This is a genomic window from Methylobacterium nigriterrae (assembly GCF_037106235.1).
Classification (GTDB): Bacteria; Pseudomonadota; Alphaproteobacteria; order Rhizobiales; family Beijerinckiaceae; genus Methylobacterium; species Methylobacterium nigriterrae.
In genome coordinates, this window is record NZ_JBAWTG010000813.1 from 1 (window position 1) to 278 (window position 278).

The 278-nt window shown below is 63.7% G+C and carries 1 protein-coding gene; it reads left to right on the forward strand.

The annotated features are described in order from the left end of the window. Positions 1-278: dihydrodipicolinate synthase family protein (locus WDW90_RS39260; RefSeq protein ID WP_336493015.1), on the forward strand; the 278-nt coding region annotated here is incomplete at both ends.

Here is a 278-nt window from a genome sequence, read left to right on the forward strand (position 1 = left end):
GGTGCCGGTCATTGTCACCACCTCGCACTACAGCACGGACATCTGCATCCAACGCAATCGGCATGCGCACCAATTCGGCGCGGCAATGGTCATGGTTCTGCCGCCCTACCACGGCGCGACCATCCGCTGCCCGGAGGCCGCCGTCCACGAGTACTTCAGCCGCCTGTCCGACGCGAGCGATATTCCGATCATGGTGCAGGACGCACCCATCAGCGGCACACCGCTGTCAGCCGAATCGCTCGCCCGCATGGCGATGGAGATCGAACAGATCGCCTACT